19 protein-coding genes and 3 pseudogenes are annotated in these 19533 nt (G+C 58.6%); 10 read left to right on the top strand and 12 right to left on the bottom strand.

All coding sequences use genetic code 11. From position 1 onward, the window contains the following. Positions 1 to 157: 157 nt before the first annotated feature. From EOA38_RS00315 to EOA38_RS00280, 9 genes and pseudogenes are all read right to left on the bottom strand, one after another. Positions 158 to 358: a hypothetical protein gene (locus EOA38_RS00315; RefSeq protein ID WP_244514237.1), complete on the bottom strand. Its 201-nt coding sequence runs from the start codon at positions 356 to 358 to the stop codon at positions 158 to 160. Positions 359 to 502: 144 nt separating this feature from the next. Further along, positions 503 to 1162, bottom strand: a complete 660-nt coding sequence (locus tag EOA38_RS40035; protein ID WP_063169296.1) for a hypothetical protein — start codon at positions 1160 to 1162, stop codon at positions 503 to 505. A gap of 101 nt (positions 1163 to 1263) precedes the next feature. Further along, positions 1264 to 1919: pseudogene (locus EOA38_RS00305) on the bottom strand (IS630 family transposase); the annotation flags it as partial. 68 nt (positions 1920 to 1987) lie between these two features. Further along, positions 1988 to 2222, bottom strand: a pseudogene (locus EOA38_RS00300) (aldehyde dehydrogenase family protein); the annotation flags it as partial. A gap of 308 nt (positions 2223 to 2530) precedes the next feature. Continuing rightward, entirely contained in the window at positions 2531 to 2779 is a 249-nt protein-coding gene (locus EOA38_RS40905) for an aminotransferase class III-fold pyridoxal phosphate-dependent enzyme (protein ID WP_063169297.1), read from the bottom strand. Then, on the bottom strand, positions 2740 to 2967 hold the full coding sequence (locus tag EOA38_RS40900; RefSeq protein WP_263485461.1) for an aminotransferase class III-fold pyridoxal phosphate-dependent enzyme: 228 nt from the start codon (positions 2965 to 2967) through the stop codon (positions 2740 to 2742). Before EOA38_RS40900 ends, EOA38_RS40905 begins: the two co-directional genes overlap by 40 nt. A gap of 221 nt (positions 2968 to 3188) precedes the next feature. Continuing rightward, positions 3189 to 5171, bottom strand: coding sequence for an argininosuccinate synthase-related protein (locus EOA38_RS00290; RefSeq protein WP_063169298.1), 1983 nt, complete (start codon positions 5169 to 5171; stop codon positions 3189 to 3191). After that, on the bottom strand, positions 5168 to 6112 hold the full coding sequence (locus EOA38_RS00285) for a DMT family transporter (RefSeq protein WP_082826572.1): 945 nt from the start codon (positions 6110 to 6112) through the stop codon (positions 5168 to 5170). Before EOA38_RS00285 ends, EOA38_RS00290 begins: the two co-directional genes overlap by 4 nt. Positions 6113 to 6769: 657 nt before the next feature. Next, on the bottom strand, positions 6770 to 6988 hold the full coding sequence (locus EOA38_RS00280) for a helix-turn-helix transcriptional regulator (RefSeq protein ID WP_029354714.1): 219 nt from the start codon (positions 6986 to 6988) through the stop codon (positions 6770 to 6772). Positions 6989 to 7097: 109 nt separating this feature from the next. Here EOA38_RS00280 and EOA38_RS00275 point away from each other — a divergent pair, with 109 nt between their 5' ends. Next, a complete protein-coding gene (locus EOA38_RS00275) occupies positions 7098 to 7364 on the top strand; it encodes a DUF2285 domain-containing protein (protein WP_063169299.1) in 267 nt (88 codons plus the stop codon). 438 nt (positions 7365 to 7802) lie between these two features. Here the strand turns inward: EOA38_RS00275 and EOA38_RS00270 are convergent, their stop codons facing one another. After that, positions 7803 to 8036: a helix-turn-helix transcriptional regulator gene (locus EOA38_RS00270; protein ID WP_082826573.1), complete on the bottom strand. Its 234-nt coding sequence runs from the start codon at positions 8034 to 8036 to the stop codon at positions 7803 to 7805. Positions 8037 to 8151: 115 nt separating this feature from the next. Here EOA38_RS00270 and EOA38_RS00265 point away from each other — a divergent pair, with 115 nt between their 5' ends. The 8 genes and pseudogenes from EOA38_RS00265 (at position 8152) to EOA38_RS00235 (ending at position 15704) form a co-directional block, all read left to right on the top strand. Then, the gene (locus EOA38_RS00265; RefSeq protein WP_063169301.1) at positions 8152 to 8433 is read left to right on the top strand and encodes a DUF2285 domain-containing protein; all 282 of its coding nucleotides are present in this window, start codon (positions 8152 to 8154) and stop codon (positions 8431 to 8433) included. Positions 8434 to 8871: 438 nt separating this feature from the next. After that, on the top strand, positions 8872 to 9828 hold the full coding sequence (locus EOA38_RS00260; protein ID WP_127298250.1) for an IS481 family transposase: 957 nt from the start codon (positions 8872 to 8874) through the stop codon (positions 9826 to 9828). Between the two features lie 265 nt (positions 9829 to 10093). After that, positions 10094 to 11272, top strand: coding sequence for a cytochrome P450 (locus EOA38_RS00255; RefSeq protein WP_164759124.1), 1179 nt, complete (start codon positions 10094 to 10096; stop codon positions 11270 to 11272). Positions 11273 to 11301: 29 nt separating this feature from the next. Then, positions 11302 to 11424: pseudogene (locus EOA38_RS40030) on the top strand (ferredoxin); the annotation flags it as partial. Between the two features lie 138 nt (positions 11425 to 11562). Beyond that, the gene (locus EOA38_RS00250; protein ID WP_126083656.1) at positions 11563 to 12150 is read left to right on the top strand and encodes a nuclear transport factor 2 family protein; all 588 of its coding nucleotides are present in this window, start codon (positions 11563 to 11565) and stop codon (positions 12148 to 12150) included. A 148-nt stretch (positions 12151 to 12298) separates the two neighbouring features. Continuing rightward, the gene (locus tag EOA38_RS00245) at positions 12299 to 13900 is read left to right on the top strand and encodes an SDR family oxidoreductase (protein ID WP_063169384.1); all 1602 of its coding nucleotides are present in this window, start codon (positions 12299 to 12301) and stop codon (positions 13898 to 13900) included. A 138-nt stretch (positions 13901 to 14038) separates the two neighbouring features. Continuing rightward, on the top strand, positions 14039 to 15091 hold the full coding sequence (locus tag EOA38_RS00240; RefSeq protein WP_024505249.1) for an LLM class flavin-dependent oxidoreductase: 1053 nt from the start codon (positions 14039 to 14041) through the stop codon (positions 15089 to 15091). Then, entirely contained in the window at positions 15078 to 15704 is a 627-nt protein-coding gene (locus EOA38_RS00235) for a nitrogen fixation protein NifQ (RefSeq protein ID WP_029356557.1), read from the top strand. The genes EOA38_RS00240 and EOA38_RS00235 overlap by 14 nt, the downstream gene beginning before the upstream one ends. Here the strand turns inward: EOA38_RS00235 and rpoN are convergent. Both rpoN and EOA38_RS00225 read right to left on the bottom strand, forming a co-directional pair. Further along, positions 15701 to 17134 (bottom strand): RNA polymerase factor sigma-54, encoded by a 1434-nt coding sequence (gene rpoN / locus EOA38_RS00230; protein WP_126063822.1) that lies wholly within the window; start codon positions 17132 to 17134, stop codon positions 15701 to 15703. The genes EOA38_RS00235 and rpoN overlap by 4 nt on opposite strands. A 68-nt stretch (positions 17135 to 17202) precedes the next feature. Further along, positions 17203 to 17736 (bottom strand): peroxiredoxin, encoded by a 534-nt coding sequence (locus EOA38_RS00225; RefSeq protein WP_029356553.1) that lies wholly within the window; start codon positions 17734 to 17736, stop codon positions 17203 to 17205. 1174 nt (positions 17737 to 18910) lie between these two features. On the opposite strand from EOA38_RS00225, the gene EOA38_RS00220 reads away from it, so the two are divergent. After that, positions 18911 to 19222, top strand: a complete 312-nt coding sequence (locus EOA38_RS00220) for a hypothetical protein (RefSeq protein WP_206437555.1) — start codon at positions 18911 to 18913, stop codon at positions 19220 to 19222. Positions 19223 to 19533: the final 311 nt, after the last annotated feature.

Here is a 19533-nt window from a genome sequence, read left to right as displayed (position 1 = left end):
ACCGGCCTTGCGCCTGAGGTGGAGTGCTTAGAAGCGCTTTGGATCGGGACGGGCTTTGGTATTGTGGGTGGAATGCTTCAGCCAGACCATTTGCCAGCATCGTCTCCCGGACGTCATGTGTGAGCTTCTTTGTCAGCGCAAGGCGAACACGGATCTCCTAGCAGGCCGTTGAAGAAGTGTCCCGTTTGGCCTTGAGGATTGCCTCGTCGCCGTTGTGATAGAAGGTGATGTCGATGGAGCCGTCGTCGAGCAGTTCAGCATGGCCGTCGCCTGTGACCTCGTCCATTTCGTCGAATCCGACCCATGTGAAGAAGACCGTCGACGGGCCGTAGCCGAGTTCGAGGGTTAGATGAGCCAAACGCCAGTGGGGCGTCCTGGGGACGACGCGCGCGAGATTCTGGTCGTGGTGGCCAGCCCAATACGATGTGAGAAGTTGCTGCCGGTGCGGGTACCGGAGGTCGCCGATAGTGACAGCCGATGTTCGACAGCGGCAAGGACATGCTCAGCCGTCAACGCGCCGAGGGCTTGGCCGGGAATGGTGGTGATGGAACCAATCCAGAAAGCGGCGGCTGCCCAGGAGAACGCCTTCGCGGGACTTTGACTCCAGTCCGCACACCCTGCTCAGATAGTCCGAAAAAGAGGTCAGAAGCGGAGCATCCGGATTATTATCTACACTGGGAACAGAAGCATGGAAGCGTTCTGGAGCCACTCGCCGCGCGTTTACCAGTGCCGACACTGCTCCAAGCTGACTATCTGCCATGACCACCTGCCGAACGTAGTCCGTTGATGCCACCGGTACCCTTCGCGGTCTGCTCCAGCGGGAAGATCGGGTCTGATCGACCCTGCTGACCTGTGCGGCGGCCTCTCTCGCTAGGGCGTCCCCCTTCCTGTCGTCCTCCTCCGCCGCTTTCGGCTGCTTTCGGCCCGCCGCCCTCGCCAAGGCGTCGTAGTCGGTAAGCGCGTCCTCCGTCTCCTTTAGGGGCTTCATCGCGTGACTAGAGTTTAGCGCGTGTTTGTAGGCGGCGGACCGAATGGTCGTCGAAATGCCACTCAGCGCCACCGCAAGATGCCCTAGGGCTTCCGCCTCATGATCTGACAGCGGCACGTCACGATTAGAGCCGATTGCCCTGCCTTCTTCCAGTTTCACAATGTTTGTAGTCATTTCCTGCTCCATCGCGTTGACTGAGATACGATGGAGACGGAAGTGGAGAACAAATTTTTACAAGCAACTAAGATGATATTCTCGTCAACGGGACAATAGTGGACGTTGAGGGCGGCGAACAGGGTGGTGGTGCCGTTGCGCTTGTAGTCGTGCCTCATCGTACCGAGCCGCCCCTTCTTCATCGGCAGGCCGGGTGGGTGCGGTCGAGCGCCGGATCTGGCTCTTTTCATCGACCGACAGAACGATGGCATGGGCCGGCGCATCGAGATAGAGGCCGACGACGGCGCGCAACTTGTCGACGAACTTCGGATCATTGGAGAGCTTGAACCTGGCGCCAGCGGTGGGGTGCGAGACCATGCGCCTTCCAGATGCGCCTGACGGCGCTGGCGCTGATTGCGGCGGCTTGCGCCATCATGTCGGCGGTCCAGTGGGTCCTCTCGCCCGGCGGATCGGCAAGCGTCAGTGCCACGACGCGCTCGCCGACATCGGGACCGAGCGGCGGAATGCGCCACTGTCGCGTCTTGTCGCGCAGCAGCCCGTCACAGCCTTCCGCGGCAAAGCGCTCCTGCCAGCGCCAGACGTCGGTCTTCGACTTGCCGATGCGGCGCATGACCTCGCCGGTGCCGACGCCGTCGGCGGGCAAAAGCACTATCTCGGCGCGCCAGACATGCTTTTGCGGGGCGTTGCGATCCCTGATCAGCGCCGTCAGACGGACGCGATCGGCCGACGAAACGGTGAACGATCTTCCTGTGCGCATGCGCCAGACTCGCACGCGCAGGCCAGAAAGGGAATCTCTGATTGGACTCCTATGTCAGGCGGGAACCACTAGACGCCGAGACCGCCGATGCAGACATGTTTGGTGTCGAGATAATCCACGATGCCCTGGAGGCCGCCTTCCTTGCCGAGGCCCGATTCCTTGACGCCGCGGAACGGCACCTCCGGCGTGGTGATCAGGCCTTCATTGACGCCGGTACTTCAGTCCTTCCATCACGCGGAAGGCGCGACCGAGATCGCCGGTGTAGAAGTAGGCCGCGAGGCCGAACTCGGTGTCGTTGGCGAGCGGCGTGCCCGACCTGAGACATGGGTGACGTTTTGTACCGGACACGGATGAAGTGCACCCCTCGGGTGAGCGTTTGCTCGATAATATCCACTGAAGTGAAGCAGTCGGTCTTAATGCTGGAACTCATGCCACCCGACCGACCCGGGAATTCGCAGCAGCGGCGCCGTCGAGTGCAGAACGAATGCCGTCAACCAAGGGGTCGATCTCGCTTTCGGTGATTATATAGGGCGGACAGATTCCAAGCACGTCTCCCATATTGCGGATCATGACGCCGTGCTCGCGGCACCGCCGCTCGACATCGCCGATCCTCAGCTCGGGCGCGAAGACGCGACGGGCGCACGATCCTCGACGATCTGAACCCCCGCGATGAAGCCGCGGCCGCGGGCTTCACCGACAAGCGGATGGTCGCCGAGCGCGTCCGCGAGGGCTCCATGCAAGTGATCGCCGAGACGACGCGCCTGGGTCACGAAATCGATCTCGCTGTAGATCCTGATCGCCTCGGCGGCGACGGCCGCTATCACCGGATGACCGGAGTAGGTGAAACCGTGACCGAACACGCCGACCTTGTGGGCCTCGTCAGCGGCGCATTGATAAATCTTGTCGAGATAATGACGCCGCCAATGGGCAGGTGACCGGATGAAAGCCCCCCGGCGATCGAGAGCATGTCCGGTTCCATCCCAAATGTCTGGCTACCAAACCAGTTCCCGGTGCCTCCGAAGCCGCAGACCACCTCGTCGGACAGCATGAGGATAATTTCTCACTTTCTTGCGAAGATCGGGGGTGTCCACGGTCATTCGTATTACGCGAGATCCGCGAGGCCAAAAACCATCATACCAGAGAGGCGAAACTGCTATCTAGGTGTTTAGATGCAAGAAATTAATCCTGCATTGTTCCCGCACCAGGAACACCCGAGAGGATACCAAGCAGTATTGAACCTTGTTGAAAATGCTCTCGGCGCGCTGGGCGTTATAATTTCTCGAAGGCGATCACAAGGACGTCGCGATAAGCGTACGGCATTTTCAGGTTTTCGGCCACAATCGACGATACATCGTGAAAGGTTTCGCGGTCGTTGCAGATCACAAAATCATTCGGGGAGTTCATTTCGACCTCGCCGAGGAACTCCTTTGAGGCGTCGGTGATCATGCTCATGCCGCCGGTGACGTTGACCCGCCCAATCATATAGCAAGCAATGAAGTCCACCCCGTCCTGGTGAAGGCCCTCGGGTGCCGGTTTGCCATTTACACCATCGCGCGCGACAATCCGGTAGGGATGGATCTTGATATTCCAACGATCATGTCGGGCGGCTTCACATAGAATTCTGCAGAAACCTGTCAGAATCTTTTCTAAGACGGGATGGTCTATAAAGGAGTTTTCAAGGGGCTCGAAGTGGCGCTTGAAGCCGCCATTCAGATGATTGACACTTTTTGATTGTTCGTAGGGGGCGTGGGGTAGGAGCCTAAAGATTCCGTCAGTCGCGTCATATTCAAAAGCGCTATAGCGCCGGTAACGATATGTTCCGCCGTCACGCATGTATTCATCGAGAAGAAGTCGATTCCAATGGTCAGCAAAGTTCTTCCAGGCTGCATCAATTTCGATGCCAAAGCAGGCTTCGGCGCGCTCGCCTTTTGAAAACCACCATCCATTTGTCACCAGACCGTCAGTGCATTGTTGACTGAGGTTGGCCGGCGCCTGGGGTGCGTTGTTTTCCACGGGTGTCTCCCTTTTGGTGACTTGGCGAGGACGGAACGCTTTGGACAACGCTATGTGGGTTGCGGCTTGGTATTCCCAAAGGTCGCGGTCCCTAATGTATCTCGGCGTCCTGGCTCGGATCGACCGAGGTAAAAAGCGTGTGTGATCGACTATGTAGCTGACGCTCCCGCTAACGCCCTCGAGGGCGGATGCAATGGCCCGTTCGCACATCTGGTGAATAGTACTGCCCCATGCACCTGAAACCGCCTCTTGGGACCAGGCTTGCTCAAGCCCTTGCTTCAAAACGATTGATGCCACGTCAAGAGAAGCGGTTTCGAGGTGACGCAGCGCGTCGAAGATAATGGCCGCGGCAGGGGCCTCGCGGACTTCGAGAACCTTTTGGCCGGTTGTGATGTGTTCAAGCCCGACAAAGCGGCCGTGCCCGAATTTGCCGACCGTGTTATTCAGGAACGGGATTGCGTCGACCAATGCAACATCACGGTCATCAATTGACACGAGACTTCCGTCTGCAAACCCGAGTTTGATCTCTACCGGCTGCTCTGCGGGAATGTGGCGCGTCCAAGCAAATGCCTCCTCGGGGATGGAAAAGTTCTCGGGATCTTCCAAAGGCCCCGACTCGAATTCCCGACACCAGAGGTTTTCGTCCGCGCTCCACGTGCGGTCCGCCACAAAAGTCGCTCCACACTTGGACAGGTCGGAGGTCTTCTGTTGTCGGGATATCACAGAGCATTCATACGGACTGCCGAAGTTGCCGGAAAATCCTGAGCGCTTAATGCTATTGTTAAGGCGCGGAAGACTGTTTTGAGAAAGGTTTGCTGTATGAAGAACCAGCCGTGAGTTGATTGACCTAGCATGATTAACAACCAAAGATGCGATTATGGGACGGCTCAACGAACTGCTCAACGGATAGATGCCAAGGTACTTGGCGTGGGCTCGAATGGCTGATTTCACGCCTTGTTCGACAAAGGCATCCCGCCCTTCGAGGCAGACAAAGCGCGCGCCGAACATGGCTGCCGTCCGTTCCAACAAAGGCTGATCGATGCGCGTTCCGACATCCGCTGCGACAGCTTCAATGTTCGCAAAGCCAAGGCTTTGCAGCTTGTAGAGAAGATAGGTGCTGTCGAGACCGCCGCTGAACATGGTTGCAACTGGTGCGGTTCGGTCCGGAAAAGCCTCCAGATCTTCAAAACTCGAAATGCCGCCGATGGCGGGTTTGGTGGAAGCCAAGATGGGGTTCATTTGGATGTCCTGCTCTCAAACCAGATGCCAGCAAACGTCGCAGCGAGGACGAGGCCTGCGCCTATCAAGCTCGGTACTGTCAAAGGCTCATTCAGAAGAAGGTGCGCTAGAACGAAACCAAAAAAAGGTTCTGTTCCCATCAAGAAGCCAACCCGTGTCGGTGTGGATTTTCTCACTGCGGCATTTTGAATGTAGAATGCAGCGAGGGTGCAGAAGAGTGCAAGGAAGGCAACAGCGCCCCAAAACTGAAGGGTGGCCCTCACAACAAGGCCTGAAATTCCGAACTGAGCGACGGCCAAAACGAAAGTAAGTGTTGCCACCGTCGATCCTTGGATGGCCGTCAGGGCTGCAGATGAAATCTGCCGGCCGGCCAGAAGGCGTTTGGTGGAAACGACCATAACCGCTCGCAGAATCGCGGCCCCCAAGACAAGCGCGTCACCCGGGCTGAACCTGCTGATCCCGCCAGTGAGAATGCCGACACCGATGCACGCTATGGCAGCACTTGCCAAAATGCCCGTAGGTGGAAGTCGCCGTGATAGCCCATAGTCGATGCTCGGCGTGAAAATCACACAAAGCGATATGATCAAGGCCGTGTTCATTGCGCTTGTCGATGCAACGCCGTAAGTTTCAGCAATAAAGATGCAAAAAAGTATTGTTCCCAATGCGAAGCCGCGGATGAAATCGCCCCAGGAGACCAATGCGATCTCATGTCTTGCAGCCACTGCCGTAATGATCGTAGTAATCAGGAAGCGATAAAGAACAAGTATCGAAACCGGCGCGTAGAACAGTGCGCCTTTCCCGACCGGATAGCTCGCCCCCCAAACGAATGCGACTCCCAGCAAGGCTAGATCCACCGAGAAAGATGGCGTCCGTGTTTTCCTGACAGGTATTGGAGAACTTTCGAAAACGTCCACCTTCAAAGTTTCCTTTGTGTTAGCCATCCACCCCTGCTGCGAGGGTCAAACAGATCAGGTCGTTCAGCCTCTTGGGCGATCCGTGCCGCGGCGTACTTGTTTTTGGTAACGCAAGTGCCGTGCCGATTCGGAAAACCATTGCTAGACAACAACCTGGTCGCCTTGATAGTTCGGCGGTTCATGTCCATTGTTGTCAGAATGCCGACAATGACTTCAACTGCAGGGATCCTACCGGCAGGGCCTCAAGGCGAACACGCGGCTCCAAGATGCCGACACGATGGCTGGTTCAGCCATGCTTCGACAGTTGCCTGTTTTTTCAGTTCCTTTGCTGTTCGTGCGCTAACCGCAACGCTCCATACTAGTCTCGCGTGGCTGTCCCCGTGGGGTGGGCGGCAGAAAGCGATTAGGCCCGCTGAAAGAGGCGAACCGCATCCGAAGGATCGTAACCAAGAGAAGGACCTGAAGCGAGAGCGAAGGTTGCGGGAGGCCGCGGCGGGCCTAAAAGGCAATGCCGACCGCCCCAGGAAAGGCTGACAAAAACCGCAGCGGCCGACTGTCCAATAGGGTGCGCCGGGCCAGGGCGAGCCAAATGGCAGGGGCTGCCGGGGGACCCTAAGAAAAGCCTGGGTTCACGAGCACCCGGCGCGCGCCATCAGGCGGCCAGCTACTTGGAGGGCGGGTGTATCATGCCTGTTTGTCGGGCCGAACCAGATCCATGTGGCTGACGCCGAGGGCCAATGCCAGTTCATAGATCGTGATAATTGTCGGATTTCTTCGGCCTTTCTCCAAGCCGCTGATGTACTGCTGACTGAACCCGGAAATCTCCGCAAGCTGCTCCTGCGTCAGGCGCTTCCTTTGCCTGATCCTCTGCACATTCCGTCCGACCAACTTGCGCATATCCATGCACGCAAGCCAGCGGATCAGGCGGCTTGAGTTTATCAACTATAATATGTAATCCACATTTAGCAGGCACAGGGCTTCGCGGGTCCATTGGCCGGAGATAGAATTAGCGATGTTGCAGCCCAGATCGAACACGCCGTTCGCCGACGAGGTCCCCTGGTCGGACCGCATTACAGCCTACGACAAGGACCACTTTACAACCTATATGAGGCTCCTGGACGCCTCGGCCGACAACGCCACTGAAGAGGAAATGGCCAAAGTGATCCTCGGCATTGATCCGGCACGCGAACCTGAGCGCGCACGCAACGTTCTTCGCAGTCATCTCGACCGTGCAAACTGGGTGGTGACGAGCGGCTACAAGGATTTGTTCGCCAGTTGACGAAATGGGCGGTGCGGTCGCTTCGCTTCAAGCAACGAAGTCGCGCAACCGCCATGCATCGACGTATCACCACAGCGCGGATGGCCCAGCGCTTCGCTGTCTCATCATTTTGTCCTCCGCTCGCCAATGGCTGCTTCCCAGGAATGGGTGCGGCGGCGAATCATGACAGGAACGGGTCCGCCGTCTGAGCCGCACCGCATCCGAAGGGCCGGATGGACAACCTACTGAAAGCTCACAGCTGGCTAAGGGTTGCGGGACGCCGCGGCGGGCCTAGAAGGATGCGGCGCCACCTGCTGAGAAAGGCACAAAACAGAGCGAATTGCGAGAGTCTAACGACGCGCTAGGAGGCGCAGCGGAATGGTCGAGACGCCAGAGCCAAGAAAAGCGGGGCTCGACCCACCGGCACACGGCACGCGCGGTGATGGGCGCGGGCGCCCACTACGTGCGCAGGCTCAACAGAATCTCACACGGATCAGCATCGAGGGCCGCAGTTACGTCGAGAAACTCAATGACATCGAGACGCCGTTCGCCACCCTCATATTTCGCCACGAAAGATTGCGGACGACCAAGCTTCTCAGCCACCTGCGCCTGCGTCAGCCCTTTGACATTGCGCAGTGAGATCAACTGGGCCAGAAACCGCTGGTGGCGGGGAGATCGAAGAGATTTGGGCATTTAGGTGAACCGGCAGGTAGAGACCGGCTCAGCGACTAATCCCCGTTTCGGATTATCCCATTTTGGGATATTCTGCCTTGGATCCAGCGATCAACATGCGAGGTTCGCGGCAGACATGAATCAATCAACGGGAACAGATAGGACTCAAAGCTCAACACTGCTCGACGAAGTCCCTTGGTCTGACCGTCTTACCGCCTACGACAGGGCGCACTTTACCATCTATATGAGGCTCCTGGACGCCTCAGCCGATGAGGCGCCCGAAGAGGAAATGGCCCAACTGATCCTCGGCATTGATCCGGCACTTGAACCGGAGCGCGCCAGGAAGGCGCTTCGTAGTCATCTCGACCGTGCGAACTGGATGGTGACGAGCGGCTACAAGGAATTGTTCGCCAGCTGACAAATTCGCAGTGCTCGGTCATAGAAGCGTTCCTGTGCCATTGGTCAGGCTGATCGGGGCCTGCACCACAGACGCGCCGGCAAAATGGACCCGGTGGCGAGCACAATTCAGTTCCCAGGAAATCGGGGTTTGGCAACTGTCCGAGCGTCTGACGTGATAGAAGGTTCCGCTCTGTCTGGATGGGTATTAGCCCGGAGCAGCACTCCATATCGTACCGGCGCTCGACGAAGGGTCCACCTCTTCGCTTTCAAGCCGCATAACCGATAGCCATCGCCCTAAGTCAAGGGTTAGAGATTACCGGCAGGCAGGTATGCAAGCGGGCCATCCTCGGAAACTATATAACCGCACGACTAGCTGTGAGCTTTCGGGAGGTTGTCCATTCGGACCGGACCGGGGAGACTGGAGTTACCAAGCTTCAGCACTCACCGGAGGGTCCGAATGAACATCCATAAGAATGCCCGTCTCACACCGCTGCGTCGAGAGGAGATGGCGCTGTCGGTGATAGAAGGCGCTTTCTCCAAAGCCCATGCGGCGCGTGTCTACGGCGTGTCGGCCAAGATCGTGGCGCGCTGGGTCGAGCGCTACAAGTCCGAAGGGCGGGCCGGCATGATCGACCGTTCCTCGCGGCCCGCCAATATGCCGCAGGCCACCGCTGCGTTGATCGCCGAGCGCATCATGGCGCTGCGGCGGCAACGTTGGACCGGCAAGCACATCGCCCATGAGGTCGGCGTCTCGCCCGCCACCGTTAGCCGGGTTCTCAAGCGTGCCGGACTGTCGCGGTTGCGGGATATCGAACCGGCCGAGCCGATCCGACGCTACGAGCGCGAGCATCCTGGCGAGATGATCCATATCGATATCAAGAAGCTCGGTCGTTTCGAGCGCATCGGTCATCGCATTACCGGCAAGCGCACCGGCAATGCCAGCTCGCGCGGCAGCAGTTGGGAGTTCGTCCATGTCTGCATCGACGACGCCTCCCGCATCGCCTTCTCGCAGATCCTGCCCGACGAGAAAAAAGAAAGCGCCATCGCCTTCCTCAAGGCGGCGGTGGCCTACTACGCCAGCCTCGGCGTCACGATAGCCCGCGTCATGACCGACAACGGCTCCTGCTACAGATCAAAGGCCTTCGCCAAGGCCTGCCGCGATCTCGGCCTCAAGCACGTCAGGACAAGACCCTATACACCCAAGACCAATGGCAAGGCCGAGCGCTTCATCCAGACAGCACTGCGCGAATGGGCTTATGCCATCGCTTATCCGACTTCAGATCACCGCGCCGCAGAGTTGCCGGTCTGGCTGCACAGATACAATTGGCACCGTCCCCACGGGAGCCTAAAGTCCAAAACACCTATCAGTCGCCTCGCTCTAACCGAGGACAACCTGTTGAGGCTCCACAGCTAGCGATCCCACCAGTTGAGTTGCTCCAAGTCGGTGTCTAGCTTTCTACATTCTGTGTCCGACGCTGGACAAGAATGTTGCAATCCCGACCAGCAAGTCAGCGCAGGCGCCACCTGTTGCCCAGCAAACGGCAAGGATTATCGAAAGACGAATTCGGCACGGAGCTTGCACCAACGATTGCATGCAAATGCCGACAGCATCTCATGAACGGTCTCTCGATTCTGGCGCGGTTAAATCGCGGCCGGTTCCAGATCATGTCCCGCCCGAAATGGTGAGGGACTTCAGCCTGTTTACGTCGCCCGGCATGTTGCCGACCGCTAACGGGGATCCGCATGCAGCGGTTGCTTGCGTTCATGCCGGGCCTCCGATCTTTTATTCAACCAGCAACACGCGCGACGGTCGGGGTACCTGGGTCATCACTCGCGCGAGCGACCAGCGCCGGGTGCTGCAGGACACCGAAACGTTTTCCAGCCATCGCAGCATCTTCGCCTCTGTGCTCGGCGAGAGCTGGCCGATGATCCCGCTTGAGCTCGATCCGCCATTCCACGGTGTTTTTCGCTCACTGCTCAATCCGCTGCTTTCGCCAAAGCGGGTAATGGCATTGGAGCCGGCTGTCCGGGAACGAGCGATCAAGCTGATCGACAGGATCGCCGCATCAGGCACGAGCTGCGACATCATGAAGGATTTTGCAGTTCCGTTCGCGGTCAATATCTTCCTTCGCTTTATTGGGCTTTCGGACAACGGACTAGAAACATTTGTCGGCTGGGCTAGAGATCTGCTCCACGGCGATAAGGAGCAACGACCACCCGCAGCCCGGACGATCGTGGCCTTCATCGACGAACTTGCCACCGAGCGCCGCAAGGAGCCGGTCGATGATTTCATGACCTTCATCGTGAAGGCAAAGGTCGAGGGTCGTCTGCTCAGTGACGAAGAAGTCCGTGGCATCGGCGTGCTTGTGTTCGTCGCGGGACTCGACACGGTCTCAGCAGCCATATGCTTCGACTTGGCCCATCTCGCGCGCAACCCCAAAGATCAGGAATTGCTACGAAGCGAACCGGACCGGATTGCCGTCGCTGCGGAAGAATTGCTGCGCGCCTATTCGACCATTCAGATGATCCGAGTGGCAACGAAGGATGTCGACTTCAAAGGCGCGCCGATCCGCAAGGGAGACTATGTTTCCTGTGCCACGATGATTGCCAATCGTGACCCGGCGGAATTCGAATGCCCGAATGAGATCGATCTGGCGCGCGAGGACAACCGGCACGCTGCCTTTGGCTATGGTCCCCATCGTTGTCTTGGCTCACACCTTGCCCGGCGGGAGATTGTCATTGGCCTGGAGGAGTGGCTGGCGCGCATCCCAGCCTTTCGGATCAAGACAGGGACTGAACCTATCACCTTCGGCGGCCATGTGTTCGGGATCGAGAATCTGATCCTGGACTGGTCCTGAAGTTTCAGCCAACGACATTGGAGTTCGCTATGCGTGTCGTCGTACATAAAGCCAGATGCCAGGGTCATGCGCGCTGCTGGGCGCGGGCGCCGAGAGTCTTCAAGCTTGATGACGCCGGCTACATCTTGCCCGGTGATATTGATGTTGCCGATGGGGAGCAACTGCTTGCCTCAAAAGGGGTACGAGCCTGCCCCGAACAAGCTCTGGAAGTTGACGAGCCCCCCGCTAACTCAGTTGTAGAGAGAGACACACGCAAAGTGCAGACTGGCATCGGGAAGGATAAAACAATCATACAATTCGCGACAGACCCTGTCGACCACGCGAAAATTACCGAACTGCGTGACCGAGAGGCGATCCGCAACTGCCTGTATCGGTACTGCCGCGGGATAGACCGCGCCGATGAGGCGGCGCTGCGTAGCGCATACTGGCCCGAAGCGTATGACAGGCACGGTCCCTATTGCGGACCGGCAGAGGACTTCATCCAATTTGCTCTCGGTCTGCCGGGGCACCGTAACATCCATCAAATCACGAACAGCCTGATCGACTTCATCAGTTCAGCAGAGGCCGCGGTCGAGAGCTATTTCACCGCGCTGCAACGCGGACCGGATACAGACCAAGAAATACGTCAGACGCTGCTTTGCGGCCGTTACTGCGATCTGTTTCAGAAGAGGCAGGACGAGTGGCGAATTGCGGAACGGACAGTCGTCTACGATTGGGTTGAGGAGCAAATCCCGCCAGCGATTCTTGAGGCAGATAGGTTCGGCCGGCGACAGCCGATTGGAGCACAACATCCAGACGATCCCATCTACCAGTTGCTCAAGGGTCACATCCCCACCGACCAAGATGGCGTCGAGGGTCCCCAACTGGGAGCTGCATAAGTGGGTAGAAATGGAGGATGAGCGCCCTACGGGAACGACATCTGTGTGGGGCCGCAACTGGCGGTCACTGCAACGATTTGGCTCGGCCCTTCATTCCGCCCAAGGTTGATGGGCTGAGATCACAAGCGGTCATCGTGGAGAAGCTCTCGTGAAACTGGCAGCACGCACCGTAATCATCACAGGCGCTGCGGGCGGGATCGGCCGTGCCCTGGTCGATATCCTTGCCGCGGACGGAGACACTGTAGTTGCGGTGGACCTTCCGGGCAGTGGTGTGGTTGAACTGGCTCGGGATCTCGGGTCGCCGCACGTCGGTCTGGAGTGCGATGTGTCGCGAGAGAAGGACATGCTCTCACTTTTCGGCCAGGTCGAAGCACGGTTCGCGCAAATCGATGTCCTCATCAACAATGCGGCGGTTGGACCCACGATGGATAGGATCATCGACACCGCTGTCGATACCTTCCGACGCGGCGTGACAGTGAACCTTATTGGGCCATTCGTTATGGCCCGGGAAGCGGCGCGGCGCATGAAGCCGGGCGGTGCGATCGTCAATGTGGCTTCGATGGCGGGCGTGGTCGGCAATCCCAGGCGCAACGCCTACGCAGCCTCGAAAGCTGGCGTGATCTCGTTGACAAAGTCCCTTGCATGCGAGTGGGCTATGCGAGGAATCCGCGTCACGGCGGTGGCGCCGGGCTCCGTCCGCACCCCAATGGTCACAGAACTGGCACGCGCTGGCAAAATGGACCTCGCGGCGATACGCCGCCGCGTGCCGATGGGGCGCTTGGCTCGCCCCGACGAGATCGCCAGGGTCGTGCGTTTTCTGAGCAGCACGCAGGCGCGCTACATCACCGGCTCGGTGCTGGCAGTCGACGGAGGCTGGATGTCATTCAACCAGCCGGGGGATGCTCACCCGCCGGTGGATGGTGCGCTCCAAGCCGAGCTCTCCTGTCCGGCCGAATGCACAGATGCGCGAATCGTGCTCGTCACCGGTGGCGCAAAAAGCATTGGCGCGGCCGTCGCTCGCCGCTTTGCCGCGAACGGCGACACCGTCGTGATTGCTGATAAAGATGGCACTGCAGCGGCAGAGCTGGCTACATCGCTCCCCGGCAAGCATCTGGCGAAATCGCTGGACGTGGCCGTCGAGAGCGATGTGGTGTCGATGTTCGAAGAACTGAGGGGACGCTTCGGGTATATCGATGTTCTGGTCAATAGTGCTGATACCGCCGACAGGATTGTGCCTGCGATCGAGCAACTGTCGAAACAGCTCGAACACGTCCTGGATGTCAACCTTACCGGCGCCTTCACCTGCGCGCGCGAAGCGATCAAGGCTATGCGCCCGGGCGGCGTGATCCTCAATCTCGGGTCGATCGACAGCTTTCTGCCGTTCGCGCCGCGCCATGCCTACGGCGCCTCCAAGGCGGGGATGGATATGCTGACCCGTTGCATGGCGGCCGAACTCGGGCCGGTCGGAATTCGGACAGCCACCGTCGCTCCTGGCCACATCCGCACGCCCGCACTTGCTCAGTTGGCCAAAGCCGGCCGCATCGACCTGACAGCAATCGGACGACGCATCCCCATGGGCAGGATGGGACGGCCAGAAGACGTCGCAGATGCATCGTTCTTCCTTGCTTCGTCTGACGCCTCATACATCAACGGCTCGATCCTCTACGTGGACGGCGGCTGGACCTCGTTCGGTGATGCGGGAAACGCCAGCGAACTCTATGACGAATGTTTTGCGGAGGCCGCAGGTTAATTGCCAGGCCTTCGCAGGGCGACCGGCCGAGCATTATGAAGCCTCGGCTCCACGACGCACCTGAGGTGCTTGAGATCCAAGCATGTGCATGCCGAGCACATTCCCGGTCGGCTGACGTGTCTATAACGAGGAGAAATCATGGAATTTGCCACTTTCATTCTGGCCGCCCAGCGTGGCTATCACCAATCCTCAGAAAGCGTCATCCGCAACTCCATCGAACAGGCCGTCGCTTCGGAGCAGGCTGGGTTCAACACCGCGTGGTTTGCTGAGCACCACTTCAACAATTACAGCCTCATACCATCCCCGCTGATGATGGTGGCGCACTGCGCCGGCTTGACAAGCACGATTCGCCTGGGCACTGCCGTCTGCGTGCTGCCGCTTTACCAACCGCAGCGCCTGCTGTCCGAGATCGGCTTCGCCGACATCGTTGCGAACGGCCGTCTCGAGCTCGGCGTAGGCTTGGGATACCAGCAGTTCGAGTTCGAACGGTTCGGCGTGGACATCGATGAGGCGCCGGCCGTCTTTTCGGAATACCTGGACATCATTCTCAAGGGCCTCAACCAAAACGTCTTCGAACACGACGGCCAGTATGAGAAGATCCCCCCAACAGCGATTTCGGTCCGCACAGTCCAGCAGCCGACGCCGCCTATCTGGATCGCTGGCGGAGCCGCACGGATGGCTCGGGCCTACCGCGAGGGGCACAATTTTTTTGTCACAGCCTTCCACGACGGCTTAGAGACTTTGACCACACTGCGTGAATCAGTCGAGAGGGCGGCGGCATCCGAGGAAAAGAACGTCACCGACGTCAAGATATCGCTGCTGCGCTGCTGCTATGCCAGCCACGACGAGTTGGAGATCAACAGCTATCTCGACAATGCCCGCTTCCAGCGCCGGCTTTCTGAAGCCCTGCATCAGCGCCGCCAACAGAGCCACGATGGCTACCTGCTGCAGGAGACACCGACCCAGCAGGATCTGTCCTTCGAGACCATGCGCAAAAATTTGCCGATTGGCAGCGTAAATCGCGTGATTGATCGCCTGCTGGAAGAGATCGATATCTTGAAACCGGACCAGATCGCAGTTCAGACTCAATTGGGCGACTTCGACCAAAAGACGATGCTGCGCCAGATCGAGCTCTGGGGCGACAAGATCATCCCTGCGGTCAACAAGGCGCTTTGTCATGCCGGAAGCTGAAGCCGGCCGTTACGATGATGGCTGCCTATCCAGCGCGCAATGGCGTGGGTCCGAGCTAGGGAGGAGCTTCGATCAGCATGTGCTGCCCTGCGTACATTCACGTTCGCTTGAGGAGGTCCAGGCGGGCGAGGTGTTGGCGACGGAGGGGACAGGCCTTTCGTCTGTCGAATTGCGTGATGTCTTGGCCGCAACTTTCCCGTCTACCTCCAGCAGCGTATTCGCTTTGGAGGAGTTGAGCGAGCCCGAGCCGGAACTGGAAGAGGAGCTGCTACGCCGGCTGCTGCTAGCGCATGCTGCGCCGGCCGACCCGGCGAGCGGCCGCTTGGCCAAGATCATCGCCCGGCGTGCGATGCGCACGGACCATCTTTGGCGGGATCTTGGCCTCTCAAATCGCGCTGAGCTCAGCCGCCTGCTTGCCAGACATTTTCCCGCGCTGGCGGCAGGCAACACAGAAAACATGAAATGGAAAAAGTACTTTTACCGCAAGCTGTGTGAGGCCGAAGGCTTTTCGTCATGCACTGCACCCAGTTGTCGGGAATGCCAGGACTTCGAAAGCTGCTTCGGCCCGGAGGAAGTTGAGAGTCGCCTCTCGCCGACCAGGAATGCCGGTTAGTCACTTCGCTTGATCGCAGCTGCGGACAAACGCTTATCGCGGCGCCGTAGTATGGAGGAAGGGATGTTCATCGCCTCGCGATATTTGGTGACGGTACGGCGAGCGACATTGATGCCGGTCTGCTTGAGCTGAGCAACGATGTCTTCGTCGGAAAGTACCTTGTCGAGCGATTCTTCGGCGATGATTGCCTTGATCCGATGGCGGACAGATTTGGCGGAGTGCGCGTCGCCGCCCTCGCAGGATGCGATTGTCGCTGTGAAAAAATACTTCAGCTCGAACACCCCGCGCGGAGTTAACATGTACCTGTTCGAAGCCACCCGGCTTACCGTCGACTGGTGCATTTTGATCCCGTCAGCGACATTTTTGAGACAGAGAGGCCGCAGATGGGCGACGCCGTGTGTAAAAAAGGCATCCTGCTGGCGCACGATTTCGGTCGCAACCTTAAGGATCGTCTTAGCGCGCTGCTCGAGGCAGCTGATCAGCCAGTTCCCTTTTTCCTGGCAATGGTCGAGAAACGCTTTGCCTTCCGGATTTTGATTGGTCAGCTGCGAGATTTCGGCGACATAGGTGTGGTTGATCAACACTTTGGGCAGCGTGGCCGGATCAAGCTCCACCCGCCATCCACCTTCGGACTTGGGCATTACCCAGACGTCCGGTACGATGGTTTCCGGCGTCCCGGACTGGAACCGGTCTCCAGGCTTGGGATCGAGCGCGCGGATTTCGTTCCTCATGTCGAGGAGATCCTCCTCGTCGACTCCGCAACGCTGCTTCAATCCCTGAAAATCCCCCCGTGCAAGCATCTCGAGATTGGCGACCAAAGCTGCCATAGCCGGGTCGAACCGGTCTTGCTGGCGCAGCTGAATCTCCAGGCATTCGCTGAGAGTTCGCGCAAAAATCCCCGGCGGATCAAATTGCTGCAAGATTCCGATGACCCGTTCCACATCAGCTTGCCGAACGTTTAACCTCCTGGCCAGATCGAAAAGGTTTACCTGAAGATAGCCAGTGTCCTCCAGATGGGCGGCGAGCTGTCCGGCAATCAGCCGCTCCTGGGGGGTGAACGGGGTGAGGGCGACCTGGCGGGCGACATGGTCGTGCAATGTTTCGGTGTGGGCGGTAAACTCCTCGACGGCAGGTCGATCGTTGCCGCTACTGCGTTGCGACTTCCATTGCCCGCGCCCGCCAGACGGCCCGCCAATGGGCGATTCGCCGATTTCGCTTCTGCTTTGACTGCTCCGCTGATCCACCCCTGACAGCGGCGAATCGTCGTCAAACGGGTCAGGCTTCAAAACGGGGTTCCTCTCGAGTGCCTGCTGCACGAGCTGATGGAGTTCAGTATGCGTCAATCGCAGCAAGCGAATAGCTTCAATGGCTTGAGGCGATAAGACCATACGTTGCTTCTGGCGTTGAAGCAGGCTTGCTGAGAGATGCATGTTGAACCGTAATCTGCCGAGGATGCTCTAGTGTGTGCTTGGGTTGTGTGAGACTTGCCACTTCTGGGTCATGCCGCCGCCTTCAGTTTGTCGAGAACGTTTTGCGGGGATGAAACGCCATAGGGGTCCGTCTCGCAGTTGTCACAGAAGCCTTCCTCCTCGAACCACTGCTCCACCACGCCATCGTCGATCAGAGCGGCGTATCGCCAGGAGCGCATGCCAAAGCCCAGATTGTCCTTCGCGACCAGCATGCCCATTTTGCGCGTGAACTCGCCCGACCCGTCTGGGATCAGCTCGATCTTCTGCAGCCCCAAGGACTTTCCCCACGCATTCATGACGAAAGCATCGTTGACCGAGACGCAGTAGATCGCGTCAATTCGCAGTTCCAGAAATTGATCATAGAGTTTTTCGAAATCGGGCAGTTGGAAGGTCGAGCAGGTCGGGGTGAAGGCGCCAGGCAGCGAGAACAGGATGACGCGCTTGCCCCCGAAATAATCGTCGGAGGTCTTGTTCTCCCACCGATAAGGATTTGGCCCCCCGATCGACTCATCGCGAACACGCGTGCGAAAGGTCACGAGAGGAACGTTCTTTCTGTCGGTCATTGATTTGCTCCCAGGCCAAAGTGGTACGGTGCATTTTTCGGTTAAACTGAAGCGGCATCGACTTCGGTCGACAGTTCCGGCAGCCTCGCGCCTTGGCGTGGTTGCCTCGGACCGGTCTTGTGCAAGACCGCCCCCGAGCAGGCACGTTTAAAGGCGACGAGCTTCCGCGGAGACGGGGAATTTCGCTCGCGTGCTTTATCGAGCTTTGAGAGGTAGGCATGGTCTGCAACCGTGATTTTGACTGCGTTCTATCGACCGAGTCGCAAGCGCCATGCCAATTGACCCGATGCCTTGGGTTCACTTCGGTTTTTGCAGCAACTTTCGTGTTGTGCAGTAATGCCGGTCGATATTATTGCTCAAGCAGCACTGGAAATTGGGTGCGACTCCGTTCGGCAAACCCGGCCTTTGTCCGAAGCCGGACACGAATGTCGGAAATAGCCAAACGCCAGGATCTGGGGCGGGTTAAGAAACGTTGCCGTGGGCACCGGCTTCAGCACAATTGCGCCACGCGAGCATGGCTCCCAGCGTCAATGCCGTGCAGCAGCGAGACGAAGTCACTGCAGAATATCAACCTCTGCGAAGTCGTTGAAACCCAGCATGTGCGAGCCGTTCGAGGCGCAGATCAAGGCATGCTCGAGGAAGAGCTCGTGCTCTCGGCAGCAAGTGTTGCGACGTCTGACAAGGATCGTCGCGCTTCAAGGAAAAGAACCTGAATGGTGCACGGCTTGTGAAGGCCGGCGCATGGAAATGGCTGGGCTGATCATCCTCCATGAGGGTTGAATGAAGAGCTGGCCCCTATCTCCCTCAGCTGCAACGGGGGGAGGTAGGGCATGTCCGTCTATCGCGCTGGGTAACATTCCTCGGTGAGGCAATAAGGGGGAGCAATTTCTCATTTCGGCAGACACGACCCAGCTCTCCTTTCATGCGCTGATTCCCCCAAGGGAAATCGCGACTCCAGGCTTCCTATGCAGCGAATCGCGGTGCTGTCCGATGTCCGACAATGTCGGATGCGGATCGTAGCTGGGCTAGATCCGTCACTTTGCCTCGATGGTTTCCCACTGGCCTTATATCTGCTTCGCCCCAAATGCGGCGACATAACCTGTGCGGCATCTGTGAATGGATCGACTTCAATCGAGACCTCGGAGGTCCCGATGCGCGAAGGGAGCTTGCCGATATGACGGCCACCATAGCGAACCACGGTCCGGACGACGAGGGGACTTGGATCGGCGGGCCTGCGGCGCTGGGACACCACCGCCTGGCAATCATCGATATCCAGGGCGGCCGTCAGCCGAGGATGCTCCAGGAGGATGGCCGACCTGACTTGGTGCTCGTCTACACGGGTGAGACTTACAACTACCGCGAGCTGCGTCAACAGCTGGCCGGCCTAGTCCATCGCATGAACACGAGCAGTGACACCGAGGTGGTGCTGCACCGCCCCCGCGAGTGGGGCTCTTCGGCGGGTACACTTTTTTCACGAAATCCGTGAATGTTTCTCGCGACATCATCCCGCAATCGGTGGTGCAGCGGGTGAAGAGCCCGTATCCGGCTATCCAGAATGCCGCCTACGACAAAATACTACGTACGCGGTTCACTGCGATGCTGGACGACCTAGTGCCGGCAGTGGCACCGCTGTTGTCCGTCGACAGGTCCCGCGCTTGCTCGGTGCGACCAACAACCTTAAGCGCTAGGGCGTAACCTGACCCTGCAAGATCTCCTCACCGACTATAAGGTGCGCCTCACGATCTGAGACGATGGGACAGGATGGCTAAGGAGGTGCGCCGTCTTGCATGCCCCGCC

The organism is Mesorhizobium sp. M1E.F.Ca.ET.041.01.1.1 (genome assembly GCF_003997355.1).
Taxonomy (GTDB): domain Bacteria; phylum Pseudomonadota; class Alphaproteobacteria; order Rhizobiales; family Rhizobiaceae; genus Mesorhizobium.
The sequence above is the reverse complement of the archived record's forward strand: the minus strand, read 5'-3'. Positions and strand labels throughout refer to the sequence as shown.

Coding starts and splice junctions, on each gene's coding strand:
- EOA38_RS00265 (WP_063169301.1), top strand. CDS start 8,152: ATGAATCAATCAACGGGAACAGATAGGACTCAAAGCTCAACACTGCTC.
- EOA38_RS00280 (WP_029354714.1), bottom strand. CDS start 6,988: ATGGATATGCGCAAGTTGGTCGGACGGAATGTGCAGAGGATCAGGCAA.
- EOA38_RS00220 (WP_206437555.1), top strand. CDS start 18,911: ATGACGGCCACCATAGCGAACCACGGTCCGGACGACGAGGGGACTTGG.
- rpoN (WP_126063822.1), bottom strand. CDS start 17,134: ATGCATCTCTCAGCAAGCCTGCTTCAACGCCAGAAGCAACGTATGGTC.
- EOA38_RS00260 (WP_127298250.1), top strand. CDS start 8,872: ATGAACATCCATAAGAATGCCCGTCTCACACCGCTGCGTCGAGAGGAG.
- EOA38_RS40035 (WP_063169296.1), bottom strand. CDS start 1,162: ATGACTACAAACATTGTGAAACTGGAAGAAGGCAGGGCAATCGGCTCT.
- EOA38_RS00235 (WP_029356557.1), top strand. CDS start 15,078: ATGCCGGAAGCTGAAGCCGGCCGTTACGATGATGGCTGCCTATCCAGC.
- EOA38_RS00225 (WP_029356553.1), bottom strand. CDS start 17,736: ATGACCGACAGAAAGAACGTTCCTCTCGTGACCTTTCGCACGCGTGTT.
- EOA38_RS00240 (WP_024505249.1), top strand. CDS start 14,039: ATGGAATTTGCCACTTTCATTCTGGCCGCCCAGCGTGGCTATCACCAA.
- EOA38_RS00275 (WP_063169299.1), top strand. CDS start 7,098: ATGTTGCAGCCCAGATCGAACACGCCGTTCGCCGACGAGGTCCCCTGG.
- EOA38_RS00285 (WP_082826572.1), bottom strand. CDS start 6,112: ATGGCTAACACAAAGGAAACTTTGAAGGTGGACGTTTTCGAAAGTTCT.
- EOA38_RS40900 (WP_263485461.1), bottom strand. CDS start 2,967: ATGCTGTCCGACGAGGTGGTCTGCGGCTTCGGAGGCACCGGGAACTGG.
- EOA38_RS00255 (WP_164759124.1), top strand. CDS start 10,094: ATGGTGAGGGACTTCAGCCTGTTTACGTCGCCCGGCATGTTGCCGACC.
- EOA38_RS00290 (WP_063169298.1), bottom strand. CDS start 5,171: ATGAACCCCATCTTGGCTTCCACCAAACCCGCCATCGGCGGCATTTCG.
- EOA38_RS00270 (WP_082826573.1), bottom strand. CDS start 8,036: ATGCCCAAATCTCTTCGATCTCCCCGCCACCAGCGGTTTCTGGCCCAG.